Source organism: Pseudomonas sp. GW821-FHT12A04, assembly GCF_058807755.1.
The window spans coordinates 161238-185503 of the sequence record NZ_JBXAQZ010000001.1; the positions used below are offsets into that span (position 1 = coordinate 161238).

16 protein-coding genes and 2 tRNA genes are annotated in these 24266 nt (G+C 60.6%); 5 read left to right on the top strand and 13 right to left on the bottom strand.

Going from position 1 to position 24266, the window contains the following annotated elements; translation table 11 throughout:
• Nucleotides 1-41 precede the first annotated feature (41 nt).
• Nucleotides 42-221, top strand: coding sequence for a hypothetical protein (locus AC1RS8_RS00690; protein WP_007973286.1), 180 nt, complete (start codon nt 42-44; stop codon nt 219-221).
• A 213-nt stretch (nt 222-434) separates the two neighbouring features.
• On the opposite strand, the gene AC1RS8_RS00695 is transcribed toward AC1RS8_RS00690, so the two are convergent.
• From AC1RS8_RS00695 to rnr, 11 genes are all read right to left on the bottom strand, one after another.
• Nucleotides 435-1325, bottom strand: coding sequence for a transglutaminase family protein (locus AC1RS8_RS00695; protein WP_489339649.1), 891 nt, complete (start codon nt 1323-1325; stop codon nt 435-437).
• Nucleotides 1325-3811, bottom strand: a complete 2487-nt coding sequence (locus AC1RS8_RS00700) for a circularly permuted type 2 ATP-grasp protein (protein WP_340312314.1) — start codon at nt 3809-3811, stop codon at nt 1325-1327. Before AC1RS8_RS00700 ends, AC1RS8_RS00695 begins: the two co-directional genes overlap by 1 nt.
• Nucleotides 3812-3899: 88 nt before the next feature.
• Complete coding sequence (locus tag AC1RS8_RS00705; RefSeq protein ID WP_493162098.1) at nt 3900-7172, bottom strand: transglutaminase family protein; 3273 nt, start codon at nt 7170-7172, stop codon at nt 3900-3902.
• Nucleotides 7173-7539: 367 nt separating this feature from the next.
• Nucleotides 7540-9843 (bottom strand): YgiQ family radical SAM protein, encoded by a 2304-nt coding sequence (locus AC1RS8_RS00710; RefSeq protein ID WP_007994999.1) that lies wholly within the window; start codon nt 9841-9843, stop codon nt 7540-7542.
• Between the two features lie 188 nt (nt 9844-10031).
• Entirely contained in the window at nt 10032-11429 is a 1398-nt protein-coding gene (gene dnaB, locus AC1RS8_RS00715) for a replicative DNA helicase (RefSeq protein ID WP_007915846.1), read from the bottom strand.
• A 122-nt stretch (nt 11430-11551) separates the two neighbouring features.
• Nucleotides 11552-11998 carry a 50S ribosomal protein L9 gene (gene rplI, locus AC1RS8_RS00720; RefSeq protein WP_007973276.1) on the bottom strand — a complete coding sequence of 149 codons (447 nt, stop codon included), beginning with the start codon at nt 11996-11998 and terminating at the stop codon, nt 11552-11554.
• A gap of 19 nt (nt 11999-12017) precedes the next feature.
• The gene (locus AC1RS8_RS00725) at nt 12018-12911 is read right to left on the bottom strand and encodes a YybS family protein (RefSeq protein WP_056725445.1); all 894 of its coding nucleotides are present in this window, start codon (nt 12909-12911) and stop codon (nt 12018-12020) included.
• Between the two features lie 36 nt (nt 12912-12947).
• The gene (gene rpsR, locus AC1RS8_RS00730; protein ID WP_002551829.1) at nt 12948-13178 is read right to left on the bottom strand and encodes a 30S ribosomal protein S18; all 231 of its coding nucleotides are present in this window, start codon (nt 13176-13178) and stop codon (nt 12948-12950) included.
• A 28-nt stretch (nt 13179-13206) separates the two neighbouring features.
• Entirely contained in the window at nt 13207-13629 is a 423-nt protein-coding gene (gene rpsF / locus AC1RS8_RS00735; protein ID WP_008048087.1) for a 30S ribosomal protein S6, read from the bottom strand.
• A 305-nt stretch (nt 13630-13934) separates the two neighbouring features.
• A complete protein-coding gene (rlmB, locus tag AC1RS8_RS00740; RefSeq protein WP_007973273.1) occupies nt 13935-14702 on the bottom strand; it encodes a 23S rRNA (guanosine(2251)-2'-O)-methyltransferase RlmB in 768 nt (255 codons plus the stop codon).
• On the bottom strand, nt 14699-17326 hold the full coding sequence (rnr, locus tag AC1RS8_RS00745; protein ID WP_056725446.1) for a ribonuclease R: 2628 nt from the start codon (nt 17324-17326) through the stop codon (nt 14699-14701). Before rnr ends, rlmB begins: the two co-directional genes overlap by 4 nt.
• Nucleotides 17327-17551: 225 nt before the next feature.
• Between rnr and AC1RS8_RS00750 the strand changes: the two genes are divergently transcribed.
• The 4 genes from AC1RS8_RS00750 to AC1RS8_RS00765 all read left to right on the top strand — a co-directional run bounded on the left by AC1RS8_RS00750 (nt 17552) and on the right by AC1RS8_RS00765 (nt 20740).
• Nucleotides 17552-17638 (top strand) — tRNA-Leu (locus tag AC1RS8_RS00750).
• Between the two features lie 167 nt (nt 17639-17805).
• A tRNA-Leu gene (locus AC1RS8_RS00755) sits at nt 17806-17892 on the top strand.
• Nucleotides 17893-18164: 272 nt separating this feature from the next.
• Entirely contained in the window at nt 18165-19175 is a 1011-nt protein-coding gene (locus AC1RS8_RS00760) for an extracellular solute-binding protein (RefSeq protein WP_150811888.1), read from the top strand.
• Nucleotides 19175-20740 (top strand): ABC transporter permease, encoded by a 1566-nt coding sequence (locus AC1RS8_RS00765; protein WP_489339647.1) that lies wholly within the window; start codon nt 19175-19177, stop codon nt 20738-20740. The genes AC1RS8_RS00760 and AC1RS8_RS00765 overlap by 1 nt, the downstream gene beginning before the upstream one ends.
• A gap of 120 nt (nt 20741-20860) precedes the next feature.
• Here the strand turns inward: AC1RS8_RS00765 and AC1RS8_RS00770 are convergent, their stop codons facing one another.
• Complete coding sequence (locus AC1RS8_RS00770) at nt 20861-22795, bottom strand: methyl-accepting chemotaxis protein (RefSeq protein WP_340312317.1); 1935 nt, start codon at nt 22793-22795, stop codon at nt 20861-20863.
• 150 nt (nt 22796-22945) lie between these two features.
• Entirely contained in the window at nt 22946-24235 is a 1290-nt protein-coding gene (locus AC1RS8_RS00775; RefSeq protein ID WP_057712238.1) for an adenylosuccinate synthase, read from the bottom strand.
• Between the last annotated feature and the right edge of the window lie 31 nt (nt 24236-24266).

Consider the following 24266-nt stretch of genomic DNA (forward strand, 5'->3'; position numbering starts at 1 on the left):
ATGCGCCGCTCAACCTCACCTTCGACCCCAGAGGATCGCCCATGGCTAAACCTAATTATTCCTTCGCCAAACGTCAGAGAGACTTGGCCAAGGAGCAGAAGAAAGAGGAAAAGCTTCAGCGCAAGAAAGCTACAGCTGAAGAAGCGGCACTGAACCCTGAGGGTGAAGTGGCGGCAGAAGACGATGTTGATGCACCGAAAGACTCGGCTCCCGACGCCTGAGAACCTCCGGGCCGGTTGATCTGATCCGGCCCACCGGATCTGTGTAAAGGGTTGGCAGCTTTGCTGCCGACCCACACAGGCCAATCGAATGACCCAAACACACCGTAATTCCCTGTGGGAGCGAGCTTGCTCGCGATGACGGCCGCACATCCAATATCAAATTGACTGACACACCGCTATCGCGAGCAAGCTCGCTCCCACAGTTGATCTTCGTTAATCCAGTGGCATCACAGTGACGCGAACTTCCGGGTCGTGGTTCCCTCCCCCAAGAATCACCCCCCGCAACGGCGACACATCGGAAAAATCCCGGCCCCAGGCCAGGGTGATGTGCTCCAGTGCCGGTTGCACATTGTTGGTCGGATCGAAATCCACCCAACCCAGCACCGGGCAAAACACCGAGACCCAGGCGTGGGATGCATCGGCACCAATCAGCCGTGGCTGGCCAGGTGGCGGCTGGGTCAGCAGGTAGCCGCTGATGTAGCGCGCGGCCAATCCACGGGAGCGTACACAGGCGAGCATCAGGTGGGCAAAATCCTGGCAGACCCCGCGTCGGCGTTCCAGCACTTCCACCAGCGGCGTCGCCACCTGAGTCGCTTCGGCATCGAAGGTAAACTCGCTGAAGATTTTCTCCATCAAAGCCTGAACGCCGAGCAACAGCGGCCGCCCCGTCGGGAAGCAGCTCTCGGAAAATTCGACGAAGTTGCGCTTTAGATGCACGTAAGGTGATTCGAAACGGTAACGGCAGGCTTCAAGCAATTCGGGCGACAGTGACTGACTGCTGTAAGTCAGCGCGCTACGGGTGTCTTCCCATGCGGGTGAAAGATTGAAGTCCAGCACGGGCCGGGGAAGTACCTCGATCGTGAGGCTGGCATTGACCAGCAGCTCATCATGAGGACGTTCAAACGCCAGCCGGGTCAGCGGATTGCCGAATACATCCAGTTCATCGCGGCGCGAGGTCGGCTGCGGACTGATCTGCAATTGCCGGTCGGTGCAGCGCTGCCAGGCGCAAGGCCGCGGCCACAAATGCGCCAGTTGCTGGGCCAGGGACACCGGGCTGTCGTAGTGATAATGGGTGTCGTGGAAAATCTGGTAGTGAGCGCTCATCAGACGGACACCGTGCGCTGGCTGACATCATCGACATGGGCGAAATGCCGCAGCGCCAGGCGATCGGAAACTTGCCCGCTGGCGTCGGCGATCTCTTGCAGCAGCGCGGCCAGCCCCTCGATGGCAGCGCGAACACTCGCGTCGCCGAACAGCGGGTTTTCCAGGCAGCCCAGATCGAATCGCGCCAGACGCTCGACCAATTGCGGCAGCGCTGCTTCACGCGGCGCGCCAAAGTCATCGTTGAGGCGTTTGAGTGTGCGGGTCACCAGTTTCAATTGGAACAACACGGCGTGAGGGTTCTGCTCATCGAGCAATAGCAGGTCGAGCACCGGGATCAGCTGCGCCACCGCCAGGTATCGAGAACGGTAAGTGATGCTGCTGTTGCCCAGTTCCAGCAACCACTCCAGCCCGGCCTGATCGAAAGCCCCGGCGCCCCGCAGGAACGCCGCCAGGCTGCCGCTGAGAAATTGCAGGCGTTCGATTCGCCGACCAATCATCAGGAAACGCCAGCCTTCATCCCGGGTCATGTCGTCCAGGGCAAAGCCGGACAGCGCCGCCAGGGACATCACCAGACGATTGAGAAAATCCAGCAACTCACCGAAATCCGGCTCTTCGGTTTCCAGCTCCATGGCTTCGCGCTGCAACTCCACCAGCGCCTGCCAGTTTTCCCGCGAGAGCTTGCCGCGCACCTGCGAAGCAGCCCACTGCAAGCGTTGCAGGTTGGAACGCAGACTGAACGGCCAGTCATCGCCGAGCAGCGCCGCCAACAGGCGTTCCGGCAACTCGCCCTCATCGGGCAACAGCATCAGCCGCTCGCCGAGGTCCACCGCTGCCTGCAGGGCTTGTGGGTCGTCGCCGTCGACATAGCGCGCCAGCATGATGCGCAGCAAACGGGCGCTGTCGTCGCAACGCTCGCAATAACGACCGAACCAGAACAGGTTTTCCACCACCCGCGATGGCAGGTACGGATCGCGCCGCACCAGGTCATGCACACCGATGTTGCGTTGGGCCTTCCATTGTTCGCCGCTAGGCGCACGATCGCCCAGCACCCAGGTGTCTTTACTGGCGCCGCCGCGCTGCATCGACACCACTTCGGCATCGGCTTGGGCGGCGACCCGGGTCAAGCCACCGGGCAGTACCCGATATCCCTCGCGGCTGGCCACTGCATACATACGCATGCCGATGGCACGGGGTTGCAGTTGACCGTCTTCGGCTTGCCAGATCGGCGCCTGGGACAATTGAGCAAGTTCTTGCGCCACATAGGCATAAGGACGCGCCTGCATGCGCTCTGCGAGCTCCTTGCGCTGTTTTTCACTCAAATCACGGCCAAATACCGGTGCAAAGCTCTGGGACGGAAACGCCGGCTTGATCAGCAACTCTGGAAGTTTCTCCAGGGCCTGGGCCAGAACCGGCGCTTCACCGCACCACCAAGTGGCGATGGACGGCAGGATCAGTTCTTCGCCAAACAGGAATTGATTGATCTTCGGCAGAAAACCCAACAAACCCGGCGATTCCAGCACACCGCTGCCGAGGGCGTTGGCCACCAGAACCCGCCCCTGCCGCACAGCCTCAAGCAGGCCAGGCACGCCGAGGGCGGAGTCGGTTCGCAGCTCCAGCGGATCGCAGAAGTCATCGTCGAGCCGGCGCATGATCGCGTGGACCCGACGCAGGCCACTCAGGGTCTTCAGGTAGACCGTGGCATCGCGCACCGTCAGGTCACCGCCCTCCACCAGCGGATAACCGAGCTGACGAGCCAGATACAGATGTTCAAAATAGCTTTCGTTGAAACGCCCCGGTGTCAGCAGCACCACCAACGGTGCGTCTCCGTCACTCGGGGCCTGACGGACCAGGGTTTCCTGCAAGGTGCGGAAGAACCCGGCCAGGTGCTGCACCTTCAGATCGCGGTACAGCTCGGGAAAGGCCCGGGACACGATCGTGCGGTTTTCCAGCGCATATCCGGCCCCCGAAGGCGCCTGGGTACGATCCGCCGTCACCCACCAGCGGCCATCGGGTGTGCGCGCCAGATCCACGGCATACAGATGCAGAAAGGCTCCGTCAGGCGGACTGATGCCCTGACAGGGCCAAAGGAAGTTGTTGTGACCGAACACCAGCTCGGCGGGCAGCAGACCTTCGGCAATCAGCCGTTGCGGACCGTAAAGGTCAGCCAGCACGGCATTGAGCAACCGCGCCCGCTGAGCGATGCCGGCCGACAACTGTTGCCACTCGTCAGCCGCGATGACATGGGGCAGCAGGTCCAGCTCCCACGGCCGATCCGCGCCCTTGGGGTCGGCATAGACGTTATAGGTAACGCCGTTTTCCTGAATCTGCCGGGTCAGCAGGGCCTGACGCTGCACCAGTTGTGCCGGCGTGCTGCGTTGCAACTGTTCGAACAGCCGGCGCCAGTGCGGGCGCACGGCGCCACTGTCGTCGAGCAGTTCGTGATAGGTGCCCGCCGTCAGCGGGTAGCGGTCTAGCAGGTCAGGCATGGAAAGCTCGGCAGACAGCAATGAACGGTCAGACTAACGCAGGCTCGTGACGCCCGGATATACGAAAAACCCGAGCGTCGCGTACGGTTTAGAAACGTCGCAAATCGAGTGTCATCGGCAACTCGTCGCTGATTTCCAGATTGGGTACAGGAAACTTTCCCGGCGTGTGTCCGAGGCGAAAGAAGCGCGCCATTCGCCGGCTCTCCGCTTCGTTGGCATTCACCGGCAAACTGTCGTAGTTGCGCCCGCCCGGATGGGCGACGTGGTACTGGCAACCGCCCAGCGAGCGCTGCATCCAGGTGTCGAGCAGGTCGAACACCAGGGGCGCGTGGACCGCAATGGTCGGTTGCAGGCAGTTAGCCGGTTGCCAGGCACGGAATCTCACGCCCGCGACGAATTCGCCTACACGCCCGGTGGGCTGCAATGGCACCGGAATGCCGTTGCAGGTCAGCAGATATCGCTGGGGCGGCAAGCCGCTGAGCTTGACCTGCAAACGCTCCAGTGACGAATCCACGTAGCGCACCGTACCGCCCATGGCGCCCTCTTCGCCCAGCACGTGCCAGGGCTCGAGCGCCTGGCGCAGTTCCAGCGCAATGCCGCTGACGGCGTAGTCGCCAACCTTGGGGAAACGGAATTCCAGATGCGCGGCGAACCATTCGGCCCGCACCGGATAACCCGCGGCGTTGAGATCGACGATGACATCGGCGAAGTCTTGCTCGATAAAGTGCGGCAACAGGAAGCGATCGTGCAGCTCCGTGCCCCAGCACGCCAGTTTCGGCGGCGCATAGGGCTCGCGCCAGAACCGCGCAACCAGCGCCCGCAGCAACAATTGTTGCGCCAGGCTCATGCGCGCATGGGGCGGCATCTCGAACGCACGTAGCTCCAGCAATCCGAGGCGCCCGGTGGCACCGTCCGGCGAATAGAGTTTGTCGATGCAGAACTCGGCGCGGTGGGTGTTGCCGGTTACATCGATCAGCAGGTTGCGCAGCAGTCGATCCACCAGCCATGGCGGGCACTCCTCACCCGCTTCAGGCATCTGCGCGAAGGCGATTTCCAGCTCGTACAAGGCATCGTTGCGCGCCTCATCGACCCGCGGCGCCTGGGACGTCGGGCCGATGAACAATCCGGAAAACAGGTAGGACAGCGACGGATGGTTATGCCAGTAGCTGATCAGGCTGCGCAGCAGATCCGGGCGACGCAGAAACGGTGAGTCCCCCGGTGTCGCGCCACCCAGCACGAAATGGTTACCACCGCCCGTGCCGGTATGCCGGCCGTCGATCATGAATTTCTCGGTGGTCAGCCGAGTCTGGCGCGCCTCTTCATAGAGGAATTCGGTGCGCTCGACCAGCTCATCCCAGGTCGCGGACGGCTGCACGTTGACCTCGATCACCCCCGGATCCGGGGTGATGCGCAAGTTGCTCAGGCGTGGATCGCTCGGCGGCTCATACCCCTCCAGCAACACCGGACACATCAGCTCTTGCGCGGTGGCTTCGATGGCAGCGACCAGCTCGAGGTAATCCTCGACCCGTTCCAGCGGCGGCATGAACAGGTACAAACGGCCTTCCCGCGCCTCGGCACAGAGCGCCGTGCGGGTCAGCCAGTCGGCGGATTCGTCGATGTTTGGCGCACGGTCTTCTGCGACGCCAGCGCCTTGGCTCTGAAGCTGCCCTGTGTCGGGCAGCGGCGGGAAATCCTGATTCGGGTCCTGCGGATAAATGAACGGATACTCCGCCGCCTTCACCCAAGGCTGCGAACCCAGCGGCAAGCGATATCCGAGTGGAGAATCCCCCGGCACCAGACGGCAGTGCTCGTCGCGCAGATACCAGCGCCCGCTCTGCCATTGGTCGCCCTTGGCGGTGCGCGCCAGCGGCAGAACCTGGCCGATGACCTTGTCCAGGCCTTGACTGAAGACCTTGCGCAGACGCGCACGCTCCAATGGCTCTTCCAGGCGTGAGTCTTCGGCGCTGACGTTTTGCGGCAACATGCCTTCGCGCCAGAGGTAATAGAAATTGTCTTCGTAGGCCGGGAACACAAAGCGTGTCGGAATCTTCAAGCGTTCGGCGACACTCGCCAGAAAACGCCCGGCAAGCGCACCGTCGGCGCCATAATCCTCCTGCTCGTCGGCGATCAGCGCGCTGTTGTGCCAGATCGGTACGCCGTCACGGCGCCAGTAGCAATTGAGCGACCAGCGCGGCAGTTGCTCGCCGGGATACCACTTGCCCTGCCCGAAATGCACCAGCCCCTGGGGCGCGTAGTGCTTGCGCATGCGCTGGAACAGTTCGGCGGACAACCGTCGTTTATCCGGCCCCAGCGCCGCGGTATTCCACTCGGCGCCGTCCGGGTCATCGATGGAAACAAAGGTCGGCTCGCCGCCCATGGTCAGGCGTACATCGCCTTCCAGCAAGTCGGCATCGATCCGTCGGCCCAGGGCCTGGATCGCCAGCCACTGATCGTCGCTGTAGGGCTTAGTGACCCGTGGTGCTTCCCAAATCCGCTCCACGGACATTTCGTGGCTGAATTCGCACTCGCAGGGTTCCACCAAACCACTGATCGGCGCCGCAGAGGACGGATCGGGACTACAGGCCAATGGAATATGTCCTTCACCGGCAAACAGCCCGGAGGTTGCATCCAGGCCGATCCAGCCTGCGCCGGGCAGGTACACCTCGCACCAGGCGTGCAGGTCGGTGAAATCCACGTCGGTGCCGGACGGACCGTCGAGACTTTTGACGTCGGCGGTCAGCTGGATCAGGTAGCCCGACACGAAACGCGCCGCCAGCCCCAGGTTGCGCAGCAGTTGCACCAGCAACCAGGCGGAGTCGCGGCACGAACCGGAGGCCTGGTCGAGGGTGTGCTCAGGTGTTTGTACGCCGGGCTCCATGCGGATCAGGTAGTCGATGTCTTCGCTCAAACGCTGGTTGAGCGCGACGAGAAAGTCCACGGCGGGTAACGGTGTGCGGTCGATGCCGTCCAGGTAGGCCTTGAACTTCGGCGTCAGGGGCAGGGTTTCCAGGTACGGCGCCAGCTCCTTGCGCTCATCCTCGGCATAGGTGAAGGGGATTTTTTCCGCGTAGGGTTCGAGGAAGAAGTCGAACGGATTGAAGATCGCCATTTCGGCCAGCAGATCGACTTCGATTCGCAATTCTTCGGTTTTTTCCGGGAACACCAGCCGCGCCAGGTAATTGCCCTGAGGGTCCTGCTGCCAGTTGATGAAGTGCTGTTCGGGGGAGACTTTCAACGCATAGGACAGAATCCGCGTGCGGCTGTGGGCGGCGGGACGCAGGCGAACGATCTGCGGGCCGAGTTCGACAGCGCGGTCATAGCGGTAATGCGTGACGTGGTGCAATGCGACATGAATCGACACGGCGTGCCTCCTGCGAGCCTTGAGCGTATTGGAAAGCGCGCAAGACTTATGCCATCCAGCAGCGCTGGCGCTTTCTTCGGTTGCCTGAGGCAGTACAGCACCAAAATCGGGCGATGCGGGAAAATGGTTTGGCACAGGTGCACGTAAATGTGGCAACCAGCCAGAAATTGGTTGGCAATTCCGGCCTCTTCGCGGGCAAGCCCGCTCCCACAGGGTTTTGCTGTGAACACAAAACTGCGGACAACCCCAATAACCTGTGGGAGCGGGCTTGCCCGCGAAGAGGCCATTGGTTCCAGCACAAATGGTTGAACCCTGAAACGCAGAACGCCAACCCGAAGGTTGGCGTTCTGTTCAGTTCAAGCGAGGCTTAGCGCGGCACGACCGGCTTGCGGGTCGGCTTTGGCCCCTTGCCTTTGGCCGCATCCTTGCGTTCCTTGGCCGCCTGCTGGTTGCGGGCGAACGCCGCAGCCTTGGCCTGTTCGCGCTTGTCCCATGGGTTGCCGCCATCGCTGGCACGTGGTGGCAGGCCGGTGTGCTGGGTCAGGATCTTCGTGGTCTTTTCCCCTGCCACCTTATGGCTGCCGGCCGGCGTCGAGTTCTTGCGACGGGCGCTCTGGTAGCTGTCAGTCGACGGCTGATGCAAAGGAATCAACTGGTTCTTGCCCGGCCCGATCAGGTCGGCGCGGCCCATGCGGGTCAGTGCCTCACGCAGCATCGGCCAGCCTTTCGGGTCGTGATAACGCAAGAACGCCTTGTGCAGTCGGCGCTGCTCCTCGCTCTTGACGATGGTCACCGCGTCACTCTTGTAGGTGACCTTGCGCAGCGGGTTCTTGCCCGAGTGGTACATCGCGGTGGCGGTGGCCATCGGCGACGGGTAGAACGCCTGCACCTGGTCGGCACGGAAGCCGTTGCCTTTGAGCCACAGGGCCAGGTTCATCATGTCTTCATCGGTGGTGCCCGGGTGGGCGGCGATGAAGTACGGAATCAGGTACTGCTCCTTGCCCGCTTCCTTGGAGTACTTCTCGAACATGCGTTTGAACTTGTCATAGCTGCCGATGCCCGGTTTCATCATCTGGTTGAGCGGACCTTCCTCGGTGTGTTCGGGGGCGATCTTCAGGTAGCCACCGACGTGGTGGGTCACCAACTCCTTGACGTACTCCGGCGACTCGACCGCGAGGTCATAGCGCAGGCCGGAAGCGATCAGGATCTTCTTCACACCCGGCAATTCACGGGCGCTGCGGTACAGCTGGATCAGCGCCGAGTGGTCGGTGTTCAGGTTCGGGCAGATGCCAGGGAACACGCACGATGGCTTGCGGCAAGCGGATTCGATTTCCGGGCTCTTGCAGGCAATGCGGTACATGTTCGCGGTCGGGCCGCCGAGGTCGGAAATCACGCCGGTAAAGCCCGGAACCTTGTCACGAATTTCTTCGATTTCGCGAATGATCGACTCGTGGGAACGGTTCTGGATGATCCGGCCTTCGTGCTCGGTGATCGAGCAGAAGGTGCAGCCGCCGAAGCAGCCACGCATGATGTTCACCGAGAAACGGATCATGTCGTAGGCCGGGATTTTTTCCTTGCCATACGCCGGGTGCGGAATGCGCGCATAAGGCATGCCGAACACGTAGTCCATTTCTTCGGTGGTCATCGGAATCGGTGGCGGGTTGAACCAGACGTCGACTTCGCCGTGTTTCTGCACCAGCGCACGGGCGTTGCCCGGGTTGGTTTCCAGGTGCAACACGCGGTTGGCGTGGGCGTAGAGCACTGCGTCATTACGGACCTTTTCCACCGACGGCAGACGAATCACGGTCTTGTCACGGGTCATGCGCGGGCTGGCCAGGATCTGCACGACCTTGGCTTCCTGCGGATCTTCAACCGGACCTTTTTCCTGCTCGATGGCGCAGGCCTGGGTGTCCTGAGTGTTGACGTACGGGTTGATGATCTTGTCGATCTTGCCCGGACGGTCGATGCGCGTGGAGTCGACTTCGTACCAGCCTTGCGGTGTGTCACGACGAATGAACGCGGTGCCGCGCACGTCGGTGATGTCTTCGATCTTGTGACCGTAGGACAGGCGCTGGGCGACTTCGACAATCGCACGCTCGGCGTTACCGTAGAGCAGGATGTCGGCGCTGGCGTCGATCAGGATCGAGTTGCGTACACGGTCCTGCCAGTAGTCGTAGTGGGCGATGCGGCGCAGGGACGCTTCGATGCCGCCGAGCACGATCGGCACGTGCTTGTAGGCTTCCTTGCAGCGCTGGCTGTAGACCAGGCTGGCGCGGTCCGGACGCTTGCCGGCCAGGCCACCCGGCGTGTACGCGTCGTCGGAACGGATTTTCTTGTCCGCTGTGTAGCGGTTGATCATGGAGTCCATGTTGCCGGCCGCGACACCGAAGAACAGGTTCGGCTCGCCGAGCTTCATGAAATCGTCTTTGGACTGCCAGTTCGGCTGGGCAATGATCCCGACGCGGAAGCCCTGGGACTCCAGCAGCCGGCCGATGATCGCCATGCCGAACGACGGGTGGTCGACGTAGGCATCACCGGTGACGATGATGATGTCGCAGGAATCCCAGCCGAGCTGATCCATCTCCTCCCTGCTCATGGGCAGGAACGGCGCTGGCCCGAAACATTCGGCCCAGTACTTGGGATAGTCAAATAACGGCTTGGCTGCTTGCATGTCGATAACCGGTGTTGGCTTTCATTGGATTTCGCGGGCGCGGAATATAGCACAAATTTTGACCAATTCCGACGGCCATGGTCGGAAATTGCGGTGACCCCATCGCGAGCAAGCTCGCTCCCACAAGTTCGGCGTGATCCTTGTGGGAGCGAGCTTGCTCGCGATGAGGACCGATCAGACGCTACAAATTACTCGTCATCGTCGAAGTTATAGCTACCCGGCGCCAGGTTCTCGAAACGGGTGTACTTGCCGATGAACGCCAGGCGGATAAAACCGATCGGCCCGTTACGCTGCTTGCCGATGATGATTTCGGCGATGCCCTTGTGCTCGGTCTCCGGGTGATACACCTCGTCGCGGTAAACGAACATGATCACGTCGGCATCCTGCTCGATCGCTCCGGATTCCCGCAAGTCGGAGTTCACTGGGCGTTTGTTTGGCCGTTGCTCGAGGGAACGGTTGAGCTGCGAGAGCGCCACCACCGGACAGTTGAATTCCTTGGCCAGGGCTTTCAGGGATCGGGAGATCTCGGAAATCTCGTTGGTTCGGTTGTCACCACTGGAGCCCGGGATCTGCATCAGTTGCAGGTAGTCGATCATGATCAGGCCGACATCGCCGTGTTCACGCACCAGACGGCGGGTCCGGGCGCGCATTTCCGACGGGCTGATGCCGGCGGTATCGTCGATGAACAGCTTGCGGTCGTTGAGCAGGTTGACCGCCGAGGTCAGGCGCGGCCAGTCGTCATCTTCCAGCTGGCCGGAACGGACCTTGGTCTGGTCGATACGCCCCAGGGAAGACAACATACGCATGATCAGCGATTCGCCTGGCATCTCGAGGGAGTAAACCAGGACGGCCTTCTCGCTGCGCAACACGGCGTTTTCCACCAGGTTCATCGCAAAGGTGGTTTTACCCATGGATGGACGGCCAGCGACGATGATCAGGTCGGACGGTTGCAGGCCGCTGGTTTTCTCGTCGAGGTCGGTGTAGCCGGTGGACAGGCCGGTGATGGCGTTGTCGGTGTTGAACAGGGTGTCGATGCGGTCGATGGCCTTGGTCAGCAGGTCGTTGACGCCCACCGGGCCACCGGTTTTCGGTCGGGCCTCGGCGATCTGGAAGATCTGCCGTTCAGCCTCGTCGAGAATCTCGGCGGCAGTGCGACCTTCAGGGTTGAACGCGCTGTCGGCGATTTCGGTACTGATACCGATCAGCTGGCGCAACGTCGCCCGTTCGCGAACGATCTGCGCATAGGCCTTGATGTTGGCGACGGACGGGGTGTTTTTCGCCAGTTCACCGAGGTAACCGAGGCCACCGACTTGCGAAGTCTGACCTTCCTTGTCCAGTTGCTCGGACAGGGTCACGACATCGATCGGCATGTTCTGATCGGCCAGCTTGGCGATCGCACGGAAAATCAGGCGGTGGTCATGTCGATAGAAATCGCCGTCGGAGACTTGATCGAGCACACGCTCCCAGGCGTTGTTGTCCAGCATCAGACCACCGAGTACAGCCTGTTCGGCTTCGATGGAATGCGGCGGCACTTTCAGCGCGGCGGTTTGCAGATCGTATTGCTCAGGAGCGGAGATATCGTTCATGGCCACTTGGTTCTTGGTGATAAAAAGCAGAAGTTTCAGAAAGACAAAGGGCACGACCTGTAAACAGGATCGTGCCCGATGTTACCGGCAAGCACCCGAGGGTGCCAGCCGACAAGTGCTGCTTAAGCTGCTACCACGACAACGCGTACGGTGGCTTCAACTTCGGCGTGCAGGTGCACGGCTACGTCGAATTCGCCTACGTTGCGGATGGTGCCGTTCGGCAGACGAACTTCGCTCTTCTGCACTTCAACGCCGGAGGCGGTCAGTGCGTCAGCGATGTCGTGAGTACCGATCGAACCGAACAGCTTGCCTTCGTCGCCAGCGGTGGCAGTGATGGTCACTTCCAGCTCGGCCAGTTGGGCAGCGCGGCTTTCAGCCGATGCTTTGCGATCTGCTGCAGCTTTTTCCAGCTCAGCGCGACGCTCTTCGAACGCAGCCAGGTTGGCTGGGGTCGCAGCGGTAGCTTTGCCGTAAGGCAGCAGGTAGTTACGACCGTAACCAGCCTTAACGTTCACTTTGTCACCCAGGTTGCCCAGGTTGGTGACTTTTTCCAGAAGGATCAGTTGCATGTGAAAATCCTCTTAACTTTTAACCTTCACCGTTCGCGTTATCGGCATCTTTCGGTGCCGAACGACCGCGAAAATCAATCAGGCTGTCGACGATGGCCAGGACCACCAGCAACGGATAGATCAGTTGCATGAACAGCAACAGCGTCACGTACAACCCCACCAGCCAGAACCTGGCCAGTCGCTTCTGCGCCACCAGCCCGTGAATCAGGGCCAGCCCGGCGAACACCAGCGGTACGCTGCACAACGGCGTCAACATGGCCATCTGTGAACCGAGATTCGGCCCCAGAAGCATGCACGCCAGCAGCAACATCGCCGGCAACAGCGGGATGCGGATGGCGCGAAACTCGCGACCAAAACCGCCCGGGTTGTACAACAACGCCTGCCAGTAACGCCCGACAAGCAGGCTCAGCAAGCTGACGATTTGCAACAACGCCGCAATCAGGCCGGTCAGGACCGGTGCAATCAGGGACGCGAAACGCGCTTGTTCGTCTACCGACAACTTCTGGTAGACATCACCGAGTAACGACGGCATGACTTTGATCAAAGCCTGCGCCAGCATCTCGATCTGGGGAGCAAAAGCTGTCCCCAACACCACTGAAAACACCACTCCCATCGCTATGCTGACCAGCAGCACGCGGTTCCAGGACTCGCTTGCGCGCAAAACCAACGCAAGGCTCGCAGACCCCAGCAGCACCAGAAGTGCCCGTGGGTCGTCGGAGTAAAGCCACCAGGCCAATGCCGGCAGCAGTCCCAGAGCAAGAACGCCCAGGGCGTCCCTCAATCCGCGCCGCAGGAGCACAAGGCATCCGGCGGCAGCACCCAACCAATACAACAACGGCAATGCCGCGCATCCAGCCACTACCAGAGTGGCCTGCATACGGCCGCGCATGATGAACTCAGCTATGGCCCGCATGCATTCAATCCTTTGCTACGTGTCGACTGCCCGGTCTCAGCGGCCGTGGCTGTCGGTGTAGGCCAGCAGGGCCAGGAAGCGGGCGCGCTTGATAGCGGTGGCCAGCTGACGCTGATAACGAGCTTTGGTACCGGTGATGCGGCTTGGAACGATTTTGCCGGTCTCGGATACGTAGGCTTTCAGAGTGTTGAGATCTTTGTAATCGATCTCTTTCACGTCTTCAGCGGTGAAGCGGCAGAATTTACGACGACGGAAGAAACGTGCCATGTAATTGGCTCCTTAAAAGGTCCGTGGATTACTCGTCAGCGTTATCGCTGTTGTCGCTGTCATCACTATCAGCGCTTTCAGCGCCTTCGTGCTCAGGACGGTCGCGACGCTCACGGCGCTCACTGCGGTTTTCTTCAGCCTTGAGCATCTCGGACTGGCCGGTAACGGCTTCGTCGCGACGGATGACCAGGTTACGGATCACTGCATCGTTGTAGCGGAAGTTGTCTTCCAGCTCGGCCAGGGCCTTGCCGGTGCACTCAACGTTCAGCATCACGTAGTGAGCTTTGTGAACATTGTTGATTGCGTAGGCCAGTTGACGACGGCCCCAATCTTCCAGACGGTGGATTTTGCCGCCGTCTTCTTCGATCAGCTTGGTGTAACGCTCAACCATGCCGCCGACTTGCTCGCTTTGATCCGGGTGGACCAAAAAGATGATTTCGTAATGACGCATGAATGCTCCTTACGGGTTGTAGCCTGCCGCTCAAAAGCGGTCAGACAAGGAGTGAATGACACTTATGGACTTGCGGACGCTAGACACGTTGGTGCCTGCCATCACAGCAAGGGGCGCAATTGTAGAGAAGGGGCGAGGGAGGCGCAAGGTAATTGGTGATTATTTAAACAACCCCAATCTTTCCCTCACTACAAAAACACTGTGGGAGCGAGCCTGCTCGCGATGGGGTCGCAACATTCGACATTAATGCTGAATGTTACACCGCTATCGCGAGCAGGCTCGCTCCCACAGGGACTGCAACTGGATCAGGATTTCTTGGCAGCAGCCTTGGCTTTGACACTGCGCTGACGCTGGGCTTCGAACAGGCAGACACCCGTCGCCACGGAAACGTTGAGACTGCTGACGCTACCGGCCATCGGCAGGTTGACCAGGTAGTCGCAATGCTCGCGGGTCAGGCGACGCATGCCCTTGCCTTCGGCACCCATGATCAGGATGGTCGGGCCGGTCAGATCCTGGTCATACAGGCTGACCTCAGCTTCACCGGCCGTGCCGACAACCCACAAGCCGCGCTGCTGGAGCTTTTCCAGGGTGCGCGCCAGGTTGGTCACGGCAACCAGCGGAATCACTTCCGCCGCACCGCAGGCGATTTTTCGTACAACCGGAGTCAGAGTCGCCGACTTGTCCTTCGGCACGATCACGGCCAGCGCGCCCGCCGCATCGGCGGAGCGCAGGCAGGCGCCGAGGTTGTGCGGATCGGTCACACCGTCGAGCACCAGCAACAACGGTGCGCCGTCGGTGCGATCGAGCAGCTCGTCGAGCATCGCCTCGCCCCAGACCTGGCTCGGACTCACGTCCGCGACCACACCCTGGTGCACGCCTTCAACCCAGGCGTCCATTTCACGGCGCTCGGCCTGGCCGACCTGGACCCGGTTTTCGTTGGCCAGTTCGATCAGTGTCTGGACCCGAGGGTCATTGCGACCTTCGGCCAACCAGATCTGCTTCACGCGTTTCGGGTGGTGACGCAACAACGCTTCTACAGCATGTACGCCGTAGATCTTTTCCAACTGACTCATGGCTTGGCCTTAGGTTTACGCGCCCCGCCACTCTTGGCTGGAGCCGAGCCCGCTTTTGGCGGGCCTTTACGATGTTTGCTCGGTTTGGCTGGTTTGCCGCCGACAGCCTTGTCAGGCGTCGACCGACTGGTCTTTCCCCCAGACGCCGCTTTACCGCCGCTTTTCGCACCGGCGAGCAACGCCTGTTTCATTTCACGACTTTTGCGCACTTCGGCGTTTTTCGCCGCCGCATCGCTCGGGCGATAGGCCTCTACAGCCTTTTCCTTGGCAGGACGACGACCGGTTTTCGCCGGGGCCGGTTCTGCTTCGACTTTCGCAGCGGGTGCCGTGCTTTCGGTACCACGCTTCTTGCGGCCGATCGGCGCGCTGATGGTTTTCTCGGCCATCTCGAAGTCGATCTTGCGTTCGTCGAGGTCGACGCGCATGACGCGCACTTCCACGGTATCGCCCAAGCGGAAGCTGCGACCGGTACGCTCACCGGCCAGGCGGTGGTGCACAGGATCGAAGTGGTAGTAATCGCCCGGCAGCGCGGTGACGTGCACCAGGCCTTCGACGTAGATATCGGTCAGTTCGACGAACAGGCCAAAACCGGTCACGGCGGTGATCACACCCGGGAACGACTCGCCAACGCGATCTTTCATGAACTCGCACTTGAGCCAGTTCACTACATCGCGGGTCGCTTCGTCGGCACGGCGCTCGCTCATCGAGCACTGCTCGCCGAGTTGCTCCAGGGCCGCTTCGTCGTACGGATAGATGCGCGCTTTCGGAATGGTCATCGCACCGGCACGGCGAACGTGCGGGGTGTTCTGCTTCGAATGGATCACGCTGCGAATCGCCCGGTGCGTGAGCAAGTCCGGGTAGCGGCGGATCGGCGAAGTGAAGTGGGTGTACGCCTCGTAATTCAGGCCGAAGTGGCCCTGGTTATCGGCGCTGTACACCGCCTGGCTCAACGAACGCAGCATGACAGTCTGGATCAGGTGGAAATCCGGACGATCCTTGATGCCGGCCAGCAGTGCCTGGTAATCCTTCGGCGACGGACCGTCCTTGCCTTTGTGCAGGGACAGGCCGAGCTCGCCGAGGAACGCGCGCAGCTTTTCCAGGCGCTCCGGTGGCGGGCCATCGTGAACGCGATACAACGCCGGAATTTCGTGTTTCTTCAGGAATTCGGCGGTGGCCACGTTGGCCGCCAGCATGCACTCCTCGATCAGTTTGTGCGCATCGTTGCGCACGGTCGGACGAATTTCGGCGATCTTGCGCTCGGAACCGAAGATGATCCGGGTTTCCTGGGTTTCGAAATCGATCGCGCCACGTACGTGACGGGCCGCCAGCAACACCTTGTACAGCGAGTACAGCTGCTTGAGGTGCGGCACCACGTCGGTGTATTCACCGCGCAGCTTGCGCCCTTCGGTGGCTTTCGGCGTTTCCAGCATCGCGCTGACCTTGTTGTAGGTCAGGCGCGCATGGGAGTGAATCACCGCTTCGTAGAAGCAGTAGTCGGTCATTTCACCGGACTTGGAGATGGTCATCTCGCAAACCATGGCCAGGCGATCGACTTGCGGGTTCAGCGAGCACAAACCGTTGGACAGCTGCTCAGGCAGCATCGGAATCACGCGCTCGGGGAAGTACACCGAGTTGCCGCGAACCTGCGCTTCGGCATCCAGCGCCGAACCGAGTTTCACGTAGCTGGATACGTCGGCAATCGCCACGTACAGCTTCCAGCCGCCCGAGAACAGGCGCAGCTTGCCCGGACGGGCTTCGCAATAGACCGCATCGTCGAAGTCGCGGGCATCTTCGCCGTCGATGGTGACGAACGGCAGATGACGCAGGTCGATGCGCTTCTCTTTGTCTTTCTCTTCGACTTCCGGCTTGAGCTTGCCGGCTTCCTTGAGCACGGCGTCAGGCCAGACGTGAGGAATGTCGTAGGTACGCAGGGCAACATCGATTTCCATGCCCGGCGCCATGTAGTTGCCCACGACTTCAACCACGTCGCCTTGCGGCTGGAAGCGTGGCGTCGGCCAGTGAGTGATCTTCACTTCGACGAACTGACCGATCTGCGCGTTGGCGTTACGACCCGGCGTCACCAGCACTTCCTGCTGGATCTTCGGATTGTCCGCAACCACGAAACCGATGCCGCCCTCTTCGAAGTAGCGGCCGACGATGGTTTCGTGAGCGCGGGACACCACTTCGACGATCATGCCTTCGCGGCGACCACGACGGTCCAGGCCGGATACCCGGGCCAGGGCACGGTCACCATCGAACACCAGACGCATCTGCGCCGGGCTCATGAACAGGTCGTCACTGCCGTCGTCCGGCACCAGAAAGCCGAAGCCGTCGCGGTGACCGCTGATGCGACCCAGGATCAGGTCAAGCTTGTCCACCGGTGCATAAGTGCCGCGACGGGTATAGATGAGTTGAGCATCGCGCTCCATGGCGCGCAGACGGCGGCGCAGGGCTTCGATCTGGTCTTCTGTGGTCAGACCAAACTCTTCGACCAGTTGCTCGCGGTTAGCAGGCGAACCTCGATCAGCAAGGTGCTGAAGGATCAGTTCGCGGCTAGGAATAGGGTTTTCATATTTTTCCGCTTCACGAGCGGCCTCGGGATCGAGGGACTGCCAATCGGCCATTAGAGAGTTTTCACCTTGTCTATATGCGGGTTAGTTTGGCATAGGCGTAATGAAACGGGAAATTTCAAGCTAAGACGACCCATCTAAAGCCCTGTATCGACACCTCAAAGCTGAATTGCAGACCGTTGGTGAATTTTTTCAGGTTTTTTTGAGGCCGGGGGTTTACAGTTAAAAAGACGCTCCGTATAGTGCGCGCCATCGACGACGGACAACGTTGCCGATACTGCCCAGATGGTGAAATTGGTAGACACGCCAGCTTCAGGTGCTGGTGACCGCAAGGTCGTGGAAGTTCGAGTCTTCTTCTGGGCACCAATTTCGAGCTTGAGATTAGTTCAATTTCAAGGCTCACACAAAAACCCGCGAAAGCGGGTTTTTGCATTTTTGACCACTGGTTTATTAATTTTAAAATCAGGGGTTTACAGATCAAAACGCTCTCCGTATAGTGCGCCACATCAACAGCGGCAACGCTGAAGATGAATGCCCAGATGGTGAAATTGGTAGACACGCCAGCTTCAGGTGCTGGTGACCTTACGGTCGTGGAAGTTCGAGTCTTCTTCTGGGCACCAATTCAAATTCAAGGTTACGACCTTGGATTTCACAAAAACCCGCGAAAGCGGGTTTTTGCGTTTCTGGCATTTGAAAACATCCCCTCTCCCTTGTAGGAGCGAGCTTGCTCGCGATGGATGTACAGGCGACGCATTTCTCCAGACACCCCTCGTTTTCGTTCACGCCCATCGCGAGCAAGCTCGCTCCTACAGGATTTATCGGCGCATTTGAGAAACAATATCGTTTATCATTGTTACAAGTTTTTGCAATGTGACAGTGAGGAACCCTGCGAATGATGTTTCGAAATACCCTGCGCCGCGGCCTGATCACCACCCTCCTCGGCCTGGCACTCGCCACTCCCCTCACCCAAGCCGCCGATCCGGTTGCCCTGACCCTCTACAACGGCCAGCACAAAGAAGTCGGCGATGCGGTCGCCAAGGCCTTCGAAGCCAAGACCGGGATCCACGTCAATGTGCGCAAAGGCAGCAGCAACCAGCTCGCCAGCCAGATCGTCGAAGAAGGCGATCGCTCCCCCGCCGACGTGATCTACACCGAAGAATCGCCACCCCTGAACAAACTCGGCGAACAAGGCCTGCTGGCCAAGACCGATGACACCACACTGGCCGTTCTGCCCAAGGAATACGTCGCCGGCAACGGCACCTGGATTGGCGTGACCGCCCGGGTGCGCGTCGTTGCGTTCAACCCCAAGCTGATCGATGAAAAAGACCTGCCGACCTCGGTGATGGAATTTTCCGATCCGAAATGGCAAGGCAAGGTCGGCTTCGTACCCACCAGCGGCGCCTTCCAGGAGCAAGCGGTCGCGATCATCAAGGTGCACGGCATGGACGCAGCCGAAGAGTGGCTGACCGGTCTGCGAGCATTCGGCAAGACCTACAGCAACAACATGGTTGCATTGAAAGCGGTGGAAAATGGCGAAGTCGCCACCGTACTCGTCAACAATTACTACTGGTTCGCCCTGCAGCGTGAAAAAGGCCAGCTCGACTCGAAACTGCATTACTTCAGCGGTGGCGATGTCGGCGGACTGATCACGGTTTCCAGTGCTGCGGTGCTCAAATCCAGCAAACATCCCAAGGAAGCACAACAGTTGCTCGCCTACATGGCCAGCGAGGAAGGCCAGCGAGTGATCACCCAGACCACCGCCGAATACCCGCTGCACAAAGGCATGGAGTCTGATCGCGGACTCAAGCCATTCAGCGAGTTGCAAGCGCCGAAAGTCACGCCAGCCGACCTCGGCAATGCCGAAGAGGCCCTGGACCTGGAACGTGACGTTGGCTTGAACTGATGAGCGCATCGCTATCTGCCACCAGCCTGCGCAGTAACAACGTGCCCCGCCGCAAGCGTCCTCCCATAGGGTTGGTGTTGCCGGTATTGCTGCTGGTCGTACTCAGCTTCCTGCCGCTGGCCTATGTCGGACTCAAAGCCTGGCAAGCTGGCTGGGCAGAAGCACTGCATTTGCTTTGGCGACCTTATGTGTTCGGCTTGCTGCGCAACACACTCGCACTGATGATTGGCGTCACCATTGTTTGCGGGGTGATCGGCTTGTCGCTGGCCTGGTTGCTCGAACGCAGCAATCTGCCGGGCCGACGATTGTGGGGCGTGATTCTCTGCCTGCCGTTTGCCGTACCGGCCTTTGTCAGCAGTTTCACATGGGTTTCCCTCAGCGCTCATTTCGAAGGACTCGGCGGGGCGATCCTGGTGATGAGCCTGTCCAAGTATCCGTTGATCTTTCTGCCCGTGGCGGCAACCTTGCGTAATCTCGATCCGTCCCTGGAAGAGTCGGCTCGCACGCTGGGGCAAAATCGCTGGGGCGTGTTCTTTCGCGTCACCCTGCCCCTGCTCTGGCCTTCGCTGCTGGCGGGTTCGTTGCTGATTGCCCTGCACATGCTGGTGGAGTTCGGCGCCTTGTCGATCATCGGCCTGCAAACCTTCACCACGGCGATCTATCAGCAGTTCGAGCTGGAGTTCAGCAATGCCAACGCGGCGATGCTCTCCGCCGTACTGCTGATGTTGTGCCTGGCGCTGCTGTGGCTGGAGCTGCGTGTGCGCGGCAAGGGTCGACACGTGCGCACCGGACAGGGTGCGGCGCGACGCGCGGAACAGGTTCAACTGGGACCCTGGGCTGTGGCGGGACAGCTTTATTGCCTGTTGCTGGCAATCATTGGCAGCGGGATTCCGCTGGGGATGCTGGTCTACTGGTTGGCGGTAGGAACATCGGCAGCCTTTCCCGTAGCGGCAATCGGCGAAGCATTGCTGTCGTCCCTCGCTCTGTCGCTGGGTGGCGCTGCTCTGTGCCTGGTGCTGGCGGTGCCGGTCGGCCTGCTGGTCGTGCGCTACAAAGGCCAACTGGCGATCTGGGCCGAGCGCCTGCCCTATCTGCTGCATGCGCTGCCGGGGCTGGTCATTGCCCTGACCCTGGTGTATTTCGCCCTGCACTACGTGCCGATGCTTTACCAGACTTCGACATTGCTGCTGATCGCCTATGCCCTGCTGTTTCTGCCGCTGGCCCAGGCGCCGATCCGCACCGCCCTGAACAAGGCGGCACCGCAGCTTGAGGAGGCGGCGCGCACGCTGGGAGCCTCGTCATTCAGTGCCTTCTGCCGAGTGACACTGCCGATTATTTTCCCGGCGCTGGGGGCGGCTTTTGCCCTGGTGTTCCTGGATGCGATGAAGGAGCTGACGGCGACCTTGCTGCTGAGCCCCACCGGGCTCAATACACTGGCGACGGAAGTCTGGGCGCATACCGCGAATGTGGAGTTTGCGGCGGCGGCGCCTTATGCGGCGTTGTTGATATTGGTGTCAGGGTTGCCGGTCTATTTGCTGACGACCCGGATGTATCTGAGTCGCTAAGACCGTCATCGCGAGCAAGCTCGCTCCCACAGGTTTCGATGGTGGACACAAAGTTTGTGAACACCCCGGATCAAATGTGGGAGCGAGCTTGCTCGCGATGAGGCCATCCCTGAAACAGTATTAAGCCCTGAACTGCCCCAGGCTCGCCTTCAACTGCGCCGCCAGACCATCGAGCACCTTGCCGCTCGCCGTAGTCTCCACGACAGCTTGCGCCGCTTTCTCGGCCTGGGCATGAATGGTCTGCACCCGCCCCCGCACTGCCTGCGCGCCCTGCGCCTGATGCGCTGCAGCCTGGGTAGCCAAACCGATCGCCGCATGGACCTGCTCGACAGATGCCTGCACCGACTGCTGCAACCGTGCACTGTCACGCAGCACCAGTAAACCCTCACTGGCCTGGCGCCCGGCCTGACCAATCGCCGCCACCGCCTCACGCGCACCTTGCTGCAAGGCCACGATGTGCGCCTGAATATCGCCGGTGGAGCTTTGCGTCTTGCTCGCCAGCGCCCGCACCTCATCGGCCACCACGGCAAACCCGCGTCCGGTCTCGCCGGCACGCGCCGCCTCAATCGCCGCGTTCAGCGCCAGCAGGTTGGTCTGCTCGGCGATGCCGTGAATCACCGTCAGCACCACCTCAATTTGCTCACTTTGCTGCGCCAGGCGCTCGATCACTTGCGCGCCAGTGTTGACCTGACCCGCCAGCTCCTCGATCAGGCTGCCGACTTTCGCCGAGGTCCGGGTGTTTTCATCGGTGGCCTGACGAATGTCCACCACCTGCTTCAGCGCCGCCTGCATGGCATGGCTTTCCGACTGCGCCTCATCAGCCATTTGCGACAAGGCGCGCAAACTTTCCGCCACCTCGTCGCGCTGCATGCCAGCCGCCGCGTCCGCACCGGCGTTGCGCAAGGTCATGGCGCCGATCTCCACGCCGGTACGCTGGGCGACATCCCCCGCCTCACGCACGATCGGCTGCAACTTATCCACAAAGCGATTGACCGCCGAGGCCATGTCGCCGATTTCATCCTTGCTGTTGATCTGCACACGCTTGGTCAGATCACCCTCGCCCGCCGCCAGGTCATCCATGGCAACGATCAGCATTTTCAGGCGATTGACCACTCGGCGACCGAGCACCACCGCCAACAACAGCAGGACACCGAAGCCCACCACCGCCAGACACACGCCGATGCGCCAGCGCAATGTCGTAGCAGCCTCCTGCACGGTGCTGGTGGTATTGGCCTTCATTTCCGCCGCCGTGGACTGCGCCGACTGCAGACGCGAGCGCATGGCCGTTGCGCTGTCAGCAGCCGCACCCTTGAGGCTGTCGCCCACCAGTTGATCGCTGCTGGCGATCAACGCCGAGAAGCGCTTGTCGAGGGCCGCCAGATCAGTCTCCACGGAAGCCGTCGAGACCCCCATCAGGACCTTGCCGATTTCTACGCCGTTAGGATTGATCGGAGCCTCGATGTAGAACACCGAAGGATCGTTCTTCGCCGCATCCAGCACCTTGTCCAGCGCACGCTCGCCCTGGCCTTTTTCCAACAGCGCCTTGTTGATCGGATTTTCCCGATTGAGGTAGCGCGTCAGGTGCTGGCCGGTGGCGTCGTCATACACCACGAACAGCACATTGGGATTGCGCTGGGCCCGGCGGGCGAACTCGGAAAGTGTCGGAATGTCGTTGTCCCACATGGCGCGAGGCGCGACGGAAGCCAGAAGCTGCGCCATGTCGCTGGCGGAGTCCTTCAGGTCCTTTTCCAGGGTCGAACGCAATTGCGCCTGCTCCTGCTCAAGACGCGAGGACAAACCGGCGGTCAGGCGCTGACGCGTACTGGTAGAGAGACTGTCGAGGCTCGACGTGACTTCGCGTCCCGCCTGCTCAAGCTCAGCGGAAAGCTTTTGACTGTCCGCGCCCAGGCGCAGGCCCAGATCGGCTTCCAGCGCGGTCACCGTGCTCCGGGTCAGAGCGACAGCTACCAGCACCTGCACCAAAAGGGCGATACCAAGGGTAACGAACACGGGCCGCAACAAACGGCTCTGTAACAATGAGAGAACGGCCGACACTTGATATCCCTCTGCAAAAGCGCCATTAAATTGATGGCACGCCAAAAGTGACGTTTTAGGCAAAGCTAATAGCAAAGGTCATGCCGTCCAGCAGGCATAAACGACAAAGGCCCCAATGAAGGGGCCTTTGTGTTTTACATCAACGACTTATCAAGCAAACGGATGGCGCAGGACGATGGTTTCGTTGCGGTCCGGGCCCGTCGAAATAATGTCGATCGGCGCGCCGATCAGCTCTTCGACGCGCTTGATGTAAGCACGGGCGTTAGCTGGCAGCTCTTCCAGGGTTTTGGCACCCACGGTCGATTCGGTCCAGCCCGGCACTTCTTCGTACACAGGCTGCAGGCCTACATAGCTGTCAGCATCAGTCGGGGCAACGGCCTTGCCTTCTGCATCTTTGTAGCCGACGCAGATGTTGATGGTTTCCAGACCGTCGAGTACGTCCAGCTTGGTCAGGCAGATGCCCGAGATGCTGTTCACATCGATAGCGCGACGCAGGATAACGGCGTCGAACCAGCCACAACGACGGGCACGGCCGGTAGTCGCGCCGAACTCGTGACCTTGTTTAGCCAGGTGCGCACCGACTTCGTCGAACAGCTCCGTCGGGAATGGACCCGAGCCTACACGGGTGGTGTAAGCCTTGGTGATGCCCAGGATGTAGTCCAGGAACATAGGGCCGACACCCGAACCGGTAGCAACGCCGCCAGCGGTGGTGTTGGAACTGGTCACGTACGGGTAGGTACCGTGGTCGATGTCCAGCAACGAACCTTGAGCACCTTCAAACATGATGTCTTTGCCAGCACGACGCAGGTCGTGCAGCTCGGCAGTCACGTCCAGCATCAGCGGCTTGAGCAGCTCAGCGTAGTCTTTGCACTCGGCCAGGGTCTTGTCGAAGTCGATGGCTGGCTCTTTGTAGTAACCAACCAGCATGAAGTTGTGGTAATCCACCAGTTCACGCAACTTGTCTTCAAAGCGCGGCATGTTGAGCAGGTCGCCAACACGCAGGCCACGACGTGCAACCTTGTCTTCGTATGCCGGGCCGATGCCACGACCGGTAGTACCGATCTTCAGCTCGCCACGGGCCTTTTCACGGGCCTGGTCCAGCGCTACGTGGAAGGACAGGATCAGCGGGCAGGATGGGCTGATACGCAGGCGCTCGCGCACCGGTACGCCCTTCTCTTCCAGCTTGGTGATTTCCCGCAGCAGAGCGTCGGGTGCAACCACCACGCCGTTGCCGATCAGGCACTGCACGCCTTCGCGCAGCACGCCCGACGGAATCAGGTGCAAGACGGTCTTCTCACCGTCGATCACCAGGGTGTGGCCAGCGTTGTGGCCACCCTGGTAGCGCACTACGGCGGCAGCATGTTCGGTCAGCAGATCAACGATCTTGCCTTTGCCCTCATCACCCCATTGGGTGCCCAGGACTACGACATTCTTACCCATAACACTTGTCCTCATTCGCGCAAACTTGGTG